This window comes from Novipirellula sp. (genome assembly GCF_041583735.1).
Classification (GTDB): Bacteria; Planctomycetota; Planctomycetia; order Pirellulales; family Pirellulaceae; genus Novipirellula.
In genome coordinates this window covers 1-5898 of record NZ_JBFHFD010000551.1, presented here as the reverse complement: position 1 = coordinate 5898, position 5898 = coordinate 1, and the positions used below count along the sequence as shown (strand labels likewise).

Here is a 5898-nt window from a genome sequence, read left to right as displayed (position 1 = left end):
CAAGAAAAGCATGACGGGCACCTTTGTCTTTCAAAAGACCGATGTTCGCCCGATGCCTGATTTTAATGTGTTCTTCAGTCATCACGCCAGCTATCCGCATTACAGCGATTGTATTTGGTTCCTGACCCAAATGCGTCGTTGGGGGCAGGTCACCGAAAGCAAGCCGGCCAAGTGGTACGAAGAGACCGCGAAAGAAGTCTACAAGCCTGAGATCTACCGCAAGGCTGCTGCGATGCTGGTGGCCGAAGGGAAGATTTCGACGGAAGAAATTCCCGCGAGCGACTATGACGGCTATCGACCGGCGACCGACGAATTCATCGACGGCAACACCTACGATGCTCGTGATCCAATTGGCTATATCAACAGCTTCGTGATTGGCAATAAGGACGGCGACTCTGCTGATGCCCCGCCCACAAAGCTTTAGCGAATAACCGTGGCAGCACGGTTGATGATTCATTTTGGCATTTCTGTCTTCTCTCCCCCGCCACGTAGCCAGTTGCGGGGGAGAGAGGGGGGCGGATCCGACGCACAGTTGCGGATCGAATCGCGACAGTGCAAGCCTGGGCCTGGCCGTAGTGAATCGTGTCCAAAAGCCCAGCTAACGGATCTTTAGCAAGATCCACTGGGTCGAGCACGATTCGCGGAGCGATCAGCGAGATTTACATCACACAACTACTGTTATCGAGAGAAAAAATGAATTGGCGTGGAACCGCTTTAAAGCTTTGCAACGTCTCGGGGATGCCGATCTTCGAGCCCTTCGTGCGACTCGCTGCGGGCGAAGATCCCAAAGAGCAGTTTAAAGGGATTGCGAAATTCGTTTTGCTGCCGATCGTCGCCATCGGCTTGTTCGTCGGCGCCTGGTCGCTGGCGGCAAAAACCGTGGTCACCGAAAGCATGCAGTTGCCAAGTCCGTCAGCGACGTGGCAAGCCGGTGCCGACTTGTTTTCGATGCACTTTGCACAACGCGCCGAAGACCGTGTCAAAAAGAATGAAATGCTTGCCGAAGCGATCAGTTTCATGGTGCAAGCCAAGTCGCTCGAAAATCAAGCGGTCGCCGCATCGGCCAGCGACAAGGAAACCTTGCTCGCCAACGCGTTGATCTACAAAAAGAAGGCACTTCAAGCGGCAAACTATATCCCCTCGAGTGCTCCGACTTTTATCGACCAAATCTTTACCAGTCTAAAGACCGTCTTCTTTGGGTTTGCCATCGCGACCTTGATCGCGGTTCCACTGGGCGTGTTGTGTGGCATGAGCCCCTGGTTCAACGCCGCGTTAACACCCGCAATTCAGATGTTCAAACCGGTCAGCCCGCTGGCGTGGTTGCCGTTGGCCAGTCTCGTGATCATTTGGGCATACAGCAATTCACAACCGGGTGAGACGTTTTTTGAGAAAGCATTCTTGATCTCCGCTGTTACCGTTTCACTTTGCTCGCTATGGCCGACGCTTGTTAACACCACGCTTGGAGTCGCCAGCGTGGATAAGGATTACCTGAACGTCGCTCGCGTGTTAAAGCTGACTTGGTCGCAAAAGTTATTCAAGATCATCTTGCCAGCCAGTTTGCCGCTGATGTTCGCAGGATTACGAATCAGTCTCGGTGTCGGATGGATGGTGCTGATCGCGGCGGACATGTTGGCTCAAAACCCAGGGCTGGGCAAATTCGTTTGGGACGAATTCCAAAACGGCAGCAGCACCACGTACGCACGTATCGCATTTAGTGTTTTGATCATCGGTCTGATCGGACTTGTGCTTGATCGCATCATGATTTGTTTACGCAACATGGTTAGTTTCGGAAACCCGGTCGCGGGCTAGGACACCCGTGTTCCTATTCTTCCGATGACCTTACTCACGAACGAACGAGAGAAACGATGAGCGTCGCCATCCTTGCGGATCCAGCAATTGATACACGACTGGAGAACTCGCCGCCCAATCCGATCCTGACGATGCGAAACGTATCGAAGGGCTACGGCAGTGGGGTGACTCGTAACGAAGTCCTGCAAAACATCAATCTGAATATCCGCGAAGGCGAATTTCTCGCGGTTGTTGGTTTTTCAGGCAGTGGGAAAACCACCTTCACTCAATTGTTGGCGGGGCTGATCCAACCCGACAGTGGCGAAATTTTAATGGAAGGTGAGCCGATCACCGGCCCAGGGCCCGATCGCGGTTTGGTGTTCCAGAACTACTCGTTGCTGCCGTGGTTGACCGTTCGCGGCAACATTGCGTTGTCGGTGGATAGTGTGTTTCGCGCGTGGGGCAAAGGAGAACGCCGCGACCACGTAGAAAAGTTCATCGAAATGGTCGGGCTCTCTCACGCGGCTCATCGTCATCCCCATGAATTGTCCGGCGGTATGCGGCAGCGCACCTCGTTGGCACGCACGTTGGCGATGAAACCCAAAGTCCTACTGCTGGATGAACCCCTTTCTGCGCTTGACGCGTTAACCCGCAGCGTGCTGCAAGAAGAGATTTTGAAGATTTGGGAAGAGGAGCGTCAGACCTGCTTGATGATCACCAACGATGTCGACGAAGCGATCTTGGTCGCCGATCGGATCGTTGCTTTGAACCCAGGTCCGCGAGCGTCGCTAGGTCCGATGTTCACTGTCGAACTCGACCGTCCGCGTGACAAATCGGCACTCAACCATAACGAACGTTTTAAAGGGCTGCGAAACGCCGTGACCAATTACTTGGTTGCCGTTCGCCAGAAGTCGCGTTCCGACGAAGCTGCTGTTTCGACTGCGCCCAAATTTGAACTACCCGATATCGAACCTGTCAGTTTGACGAAACCACATCGCTTGATCGTCAATACACCGGCTAAGTAATAACGAAACGGAAAAGAAAATGGCTGGCTACGTAGAAATGTTTCGTCTCGGCAAGACGTATGACACGCTGAAAGGTCCTGCGGTTATCGTCGAAGACTTTAACTTGAACATGAAGCAGGGTGAATACGCGAGTCTGCTGGGGCACTCTGGTTGTGGCAAGAGCACGGTGTTGATGATGGTCGCAGGGCTCTGCGATATCACCGATGGGGGCGTTGTGGTCGCGAATCACGAGATTGATGGTCCCGGTCCCGATCGCGGAATCGTGTTCCAGTCACCATGTTTGATGCCTTGGATGACCGCGATTGAAAACGTGCTTTTGGGCGTCGACCAAGTTTACCCGCATGCGACTAAGAAACAGCGACACGATCTGTCCGCGTATTACCTGTCGCTTGTCGGTTTGGGCAACAACTTACGTACGCGTGCATCGGATCTAAGCCAAGGCATGCAACAGCGTGTTGGCATTGCGCGGGCGTTTGCTTTGAAACCCAAGATGCTTTTACTCGACGAACCGTTTGGAATGCTCGACTCGCTGACACGAATGGAGTTGCAAGAAATTCTGCTTGAGATACTGATGCGAGACAAAGTGACCACGATGATGATTACCCATGATGTGGACGAGGCTCTGTTTATGAGCGACCGCGTCGTGATGATGACCAATGGGCCCCGCGCGACCGTTGGTGCGATTTTCGACATTCCGTTTGATCGTCCTCGTGTTCGCACCGAGGTGCTCGAACACCCCGAGTACTACGATTACCGAGAAAAATTACTTCGTTTCCTCGAGGAACAAGACCACAAGAAATTAAAGCAAGAGGTTGCTGAGCATGAAGCCAAAAAGACGGAAGACGTGAACGAGGAGGATTCCGTATGTGCTTAGTCCTACCGAGTCAGCTCTCCAACGCATTCTTGTGCGATGTTCGCACCTACGATGTCCATGACAACCGCTGTGTCGGTAACGAAGGTGAATCCGAACTCGATCGTTTGGCAAACGAGTGTCTGCAAACCGGAACCGCTCGCGTGGTCACATTGCAACAAGAGACACCCGGCGCGGCGATCGCATTTCCGGTTCATCGCTGCGAGGTCATTGTTTCGATCGTCGTCTTGGCGACCAAGGCAGACGACCAATCGCCAGGCGTATTCGAAGTCTGGTCGCCGGTGGGAATCCACGAAGAAGTTGCATTGAGCTCGGGTTTTTACGGTAATTTGGCACGCTTCCAGAACGTCTCGTCTTTTGTTCGTTTTGAAAAAGGATCGGGATTACCAGGGCAGGTTTGGAATTCGCTGCGTTCGATCATCCACGAAGATCTCGCCAATCACGCCGGGTTCTTACGTGCGGCGGGTGCAAGTGCGGGGACTTTGGAGACGGCAATCGGAATTCCGGTTGCTGGCGAAAACTACGTCGCGTCGGTGCTGTTGCTCAGCAGCAAAGCGACTCCGATGGCGCGCGGCTTTGAAGTTTGGCGAGCCGATGCGGACGGCGGCTACACCCTTGAATCCGCCAGCTACTCCGATTCGACGATCGAACTCGCGATCGGGACTCCGATGCCAGCGAACTCGGGTATTCCCGCGTTGGCGTGTGAGCACGGTGGAGCCACGGTGTCGGAAAATCCAACGATTTTGCGATCGGGGCGACACTTCGATGAGGACGCCACCCCAATCCAAGGATGTCTTGCAATCCCATTTTATGAATCCGACGCAATCACCAGCGTCACTGTGTTGTTGTTTTAATCATGTCCATCGCACTCCCTATCGTTCAGTCGTCACCTGACTTGGTCGAGCAATTGCTGGCCGAGCAGCAGTCGCTTTCGGCTGTGGAACAATTTAGTTCCGCGCATGACAGCGACGCGAGTGTGGCACCGGCGCAAGCACGATACTACCGCAGTCTAATGCCCGCTTCACCGCCAGGGCCGGGGCAACAATACTCGTTCGACGTCGATCTGGATCAATGCAGTGGCTGCAAAGCCTGTGTGGTCGCATGCCACACGATGAACGGATTGGATGAAGACGAAAGTTGGCGGCGTGTCGGTACGTTGACGATTGGTGAGCTTGAATCGCCGCGAATCCAGCACGTCACCACTGCCTGTCATCACTGCGAAGACCCAGGATGTTTGAGCGGATGTCCCGTCAAGGCCTACGAAAAGGATCCAGAGACGGGAATTGTCCGTCACTTGGATGACCAGTGTATCGGCTGTAAATACTGCACGATGATGTGCCCGTACGAGGTGCCTCAGTACAGCGAGCGTCTCGGGATCGTCCGCAAATGTGACATGTGCCACCAACGCTTGTCCGCCGGTGAAGCTCCCGCATGTGTGCAAGCGTGTCCAAACGAAGCCATCTCGATTGCGGTGGTCAACATCACCGAAACTGAATTCGCTGCCGATGATCGTCTCGCAGCGGGCGCTCCCGTCTCCACGATCACCAAACCGACAACGAACTACCGCACCGAATACCGTGATCTTGCAGAGAACGCTGCACCCCAAGACATCGGGGTGGATCATGTGGCCGAAAGCCATTGGCCATTGGCGGTGATGTTGGTGGCCACCCAAGTTTCAGTGGGAATGATTTTCATCGAGCGTTTCGCTGCGACATTGGCTTGGGTTTCGGGACACGATCATTCGGTTATCGCCACACGATCCATTTTGCTTGTTGCTCTGCTGATTGGCGGCGTCGGATTGAACATCGCCTCGTTGCACCTCGGTCAACCGCTGCGAGCGTGGCGAGTCTTTTTAGGGCTGAAAACGAGTTGGCTCAGTCGCGAAGCCGTCGTGCTGGGCAAGTACATGGGATTGCTATCCGCCGCGACCGCATTGTATTGGATGCCGGTGTTTCGCGATTATCTACCGCAATCGATTTCGCAGTGGATCCCCGCTTGGGCTGCAAATTTAACCCTCGTGATGGCGATCATCGTCGGCGTGGCGGGGCTGTTTAGCAGTGCCATGATCTACATCGCGACGCGCCGGCAGATTTGGCGAAGCTCGCGAACGTTGATTCGCTTTATGGGAACCGCCGTGGTTGCCGGAGCGATCAGTGTACTGCCCATTTTAATCCTCAGTGGTGAAAGCCGTTTTGTTTGCGTGGCGATCACGAT

5 protein-coding genes and 1 pseudogene are annotated in these 5898 nt (G+C 54.2%); all 6 read left to right on the top strand.

From position 1 onward, the window contains the following. Positions 1 to 424: pseudogene (locus tag ABX962_RS28010) on the top strand (nitrate ABC transporter substrate-binding protein); the annotation flags it as partial. A gap of 269 nt (positions 425 to 693) precedes the next feature. After that, a complete protein-coding gene (locus tag ABX962_RS28005) occupies positions 694 to 1809 on the top strand; it encodes an ABC transporter permease (protein WP_372724397.1) in 1116 nt (371 codons plus the stop codon). A 56-nt stretch (positions 1810 to 1865) separates the two neighbouring features. Next, a complete protein-coding gene (locus tag ABX962_RS28000) occupies positions 1866 to 2813 on the top strand; it encodes an ABC transporter ATP-binding protein (RefSeq protein WP_372724395.1) in 948 nt (315 codons plus the stop codon). Between the two features lie 19 nt (positions 2814 to 2832). Then, complete coding sequence (locus ABX962_RS27995) at positions 2833 to 3687, top strand: ABC transporter ATP-binding protein (RefSeq protein ID WP_372724393.1); 855 nt, start codon at positions 2833 to 2835, stop codon at positions 3685 to 3687. Further along, positions 3678 to 4538, top strand: a complete 861-nt coding sequence (locus ABX962_RS27990; RefSeq protein WP_372724391.1) for a GAF domain-containing protein — start codon at positions 3678 to 3680, stop codon at positions 4536 to 4538. Before ABX962_RS27995 ends, ABX962_RS27990 begins: the two co-directional genes overlap by 10 nt. A 2-nt stretch (positions 4539 to 4540) precedes the next feature. Further along, a partial coding sequence (locus ABX962_RS27985; RefSeq protein ID WP_372724389.1) for a DmsC/YnfH family molybdoenzyme membrane anchor subunit occupies positions 4541 to 5898 on the top strand: 1358 nt, incomplete at its 3' end.

Coding starts and splice junctions, on each gene's coding strand:
- ABX962_RS28005 (WP_372724397.1), top strand. CDS start 694: ATGAATTGGCGTGGAACCGCTTTAAAGCTTTGCAACGTCTCGGGGATG.
- ABX962_RS28000 (WP_372724395.1), top strand. CDS start 1,866: ATGAGCGTCGCCATCCTTGCGGATCCAGCAATTGATACACGACTGGAG.
- ABX962_RS27990 (WP_372724391.1), top strand. CDS start 3,678: ATGTGCTTAGTCCTACCGAGTCAGCTCTCCAACGCATTCTTGTGCGAT.
- ABX962_RS27995 (WP_372724393.1), top strand. CDS start 2,833: ATGGCTGGCTACGTAGAAATGTTTCGTCTCGGCAAGACGTATGACACG.